This is a genomic window from Falsiporphyromonas endometrii (genome assembly GCF_042654485.1).
Classification (GTDB): domain Bacteria; phylum Bacteroidota; class Bacteroidia; order Bacteroidales; family Porphyromonadaceae; genus Porphyromonas; species Porphyromonas endometrii.
On record NZ_JBHSGO010000100.1, the window covers coordinates 1 to 3,207 of the forward strand.

Annotated in this window: 3 protein-coding genes; 1 reads left to right on the plus strand and 2 read right to left on the minus strand. The window is 38.1% G+C overall.

Annotated elements, in window-relative coordinates; translation table 11 throughout:
• Positions 1 to 206 precede the first annotated feature (206 nt).
• Positions 207 to 827 carry a Crp/Fnr family transcriptional regulator gene (locus tag ACFO3G_RS03535; protein WP_380078044.1) on the minus strand — a complete coding sequence of 207 codons (621 nt, stop codon included), beginning with the start codon at positions 825 to 827 and terminating at the stop codon, positions 207 to 209.
• A 194-nt stretch (positions 828 to 1,021) separates the two neighbouring features.
• On the opposite strand from ACFO3G_RS03535, the gene hcp reads away from it, so the two are divergent.
• Entirely contained in the window at positions 1,022 to 2,674 is a 1,653-nt protein-coding gene (hcp, locus tag ACFO3G_RS03540) for a hydroxylamine reductase (RefSeq protein WP_380078046.1), read from the plus strand.
• 340 nt (positions 2,675 to 3,014) lie between these two features.
• Here the strand turns inward: hcp and ACFO3G_RS03545 are convergent.
• On the minus strand, positions 3,015 to 3,207 hold a 193-nt coding region (locus ACFO3G_RS03545; protein ID WP_380078048.1), incomplete at its 5' end, for a hypothetical protein.

The following is a 3,207-nucleotide window of genomic DNA, read 5'->3' on the forward strand; positions in this document are numbered from 1 at the left end:
AAAATTTTAGAAGACTGACGATTGATTATGAGTTTCATGCCGCTACTGCAGAGGCTATGGTTCAACTTGCTTTCTGCAAAATATTGCTTAATAAATTCTCTGAATAATTTTTAAACAGCTTCTAATGCTATATGTTGATATATGAAATAGCTCAAAGATAAAAATTGATGCGATTTATCTTGTTTACTTACAAACTGATTTTAGTATCATTTCGTAAGACAATATCCATTCTTATCTCTTTTTATCTTTCCGGCATCAACCAATAAGGTAATTGCTCTTGAAAGAGAAGGTCTCGCCACACCAAGAATTAATGATGCTTCTTGAATATTCAGTATGTATTTATGTCTATTTAGATATGAGATGATTCGCTCAGTGAGAGAAAGCAAAGCAAACTCATTAAACTTTCGACTTAAGAAAACACTTCGATCAGAGATATGTCTTATAAAGTTTAGTAATAGTGTCTGATTGTCATGAAGAAGGTCAAGAAATGTTGCTTTGGCAATAGAACAAATTGTCACCTCTTCTTCTACGTAAAGTGTCACCGGGAATCTATTATCACTGCTATACATAAATGCCGCAGCTAATACTTCGGGCGCTCTTAATACCTCCACCGTTATCTCCTTCCCTTCTTCACCTATCATCTTTGCAGACAAAGATCCGGAGCAAAGCAACATCAATGACTTGCATTTTTCATTTTGAATGGCCACGATGTCGCCCTTATTGTATGATGTGAGACGACATGGGACCAGTTTTTCTAAAGCCTCGAAGTCTTCTATTCCACATCCTTGAAACAGGGAAAAACTCTGCATGTCATAAATACAACCCATACCTCTACTCTATTTATTTTCTTGGAATATTGCTTTTGAAACTACAGTCTCTTATTGATTGTAGAACAAATCAAAAATATCTTCATTAAATATCTTCTGACATGTAACATATGTTACCAAATAATGGGATCGTCCCATCTACCTTTGCCAAAGATAAAATAATTGGAATCAGTAATACAAGATAAAAGATAGATATGGAACAGAATCAGATGTTTTGTTATCAGTGTCAGGAAACCGCCAATGGCAAAGCGTGTATTCTAAAAGGAATATGTGGAAAAAATAGTGCAACTTCTGCATCGATGGATTTGCTCCTTTTTTCAGTTAGAGCTATATCAATTGTGGCAGATGCTTTACGCAACAATGGAGTTGCGATTACGGATAAAGTAAATCATTTCATTACAGATGCTTTGTTTACAACTATTACAAATGCCAACTTTGATGAAAAAAGTATCATAAAGAAGTTTGAACAAGGGCTTTCTTTGCGTGATAAGCTAAAGTTAGAAGCCAACAAACATAACATCTCACTTCCTATAATTGATGAATTGGATTGGAATGGATCTTTTACTGAATATGACCAAAAAGCAAAAGAGGTTGGAGTATTAAGAGAGAAAGATATCAATTTGAGATCTCTAAAAGAACTCATTTTGTATGGACTAAAAGGAATGGCAGCGTACTTAGAGCATGCAATGCGTCTTGGATATGATGATTATTCAATTCATGCCTTTATTCAGCACACAATCAAGGTAATGACTGTAGATAAAGTCTCAATGCAGTCTTTGTTAGAGCTAACTATTCAAACCGGAGAATATGGTGTGAAAGTAATGGCATTGTTGGATCAGGCCAATACAAATCAATATGGTCATCCTCGAGTCACTTCTGTCAATATTGGCGTTGGTGATAGGCCGGGCATATTGATAAGTGGACATGATTTGCATGATATGGAGCAACTTTTGAAACAAACAGAGGGAACAGGTGTCGATGTCTATACTCATGGCGAAATGTTGCCGGCAAACTATTATCCTAAGTTCAAGAGGTTTAAGCATTTTATTGGAAATTATGGCAACGCTTGGTGGAAACAGAGGGAAGAGTTTTCGAAGTTCAATGGTCCAATTTTATTTACCACAAACTGCATCGTTCCACCTACAGAAAGAGATGACTATAAGGATAGAATCTTTACAAGCAATGCTACCGGATTTCCCGGATGTCGCCATATCTTATCGGACAAAGATGGTCACAAAGACTATTCGGAAATAATCGAACTGGCAAAACATTGCAAAGCTCCTACCGAAATTGAAACCGGTACTATTGTTGGAGGTTTTGCCCACCATCAAGTCTTCCAACTTCTTGACAAAGTGGTTGCAGCTGTAAAGGATGGTTCGATAAAGAGATTTATTGTTATGGCCGGGTGCGATGGAAGGATGCGTGGAAGGAGCTATTATACGGAATTTGCAGAGAAGTTGCCCAAAGATTGTGTCATATTAACTGCGGGATGTGCCAAATATCGTTATAATAAATTGCCACTTGGAGATATTGCCGGTATTCCTCGAGTTTTGGATGCAGGACAGTGCAATGACAGCTATTCGCTTGCTGTGATTGCAATGAAGCTCAAAGAGGTTTTTGCTCTGAATGACATCAATGACTTGCCCATATCTTACAACATAGCTTGGTATGAACAAAAAGCAGTGATTGTCTTATTGGCACTGCTATCTCTTGGTGTAAAAAACATCCACCTCGGTCCATCCTTGCCTGCATTCTTATCACCTGATATTGCCACGATTTTGATTGAAGAGTTTGGTATAGCCGGTATCAATACTGTGGAAGAAGATATGAAGATCTTTGGTCTATAAAACACCCCTTTTAACCCCCAAAAAACGATCGCTATCAAAGAGCTAAAACTCAATGATAGCGATTGTTCTTTACAAATGAGTTAATCTGCTACGAATGTAATTTTGATACAGCCCAGTGTTGTCAAAAGTTATCTTACATCAACTCAAAATGATTGTCTCCACTAATCAATTGCACCTACCGATCTTATCCATTACGTCAAAGCTCAAGTTGACGATCTCATATAATTGCATTGAGGTTACAAAAAGACAAAAAAAGAAGCCCGTCATCTCGGATAAGATGATGAGCTTCTTTTAATCTTGAGGTTGACTTCGATCGGATTTCCCTTATATTGAACTGTTTTTAGTTGGTAAACACCAGGGAGTTTCCGTCGGCATCGACATCGATTCTGACGGGTCGGTCCGCATTGACTTTTCCGCTCAGGACAGCCTTGCTCAATTCGTTGAGCACTTCCCTCTGGATGACTCTTTTGACCGGTCTGGCTCCAAACTCCGGATTGAAGCCTTTGTCGGCAATCCGGTCGACGGCGGCATCG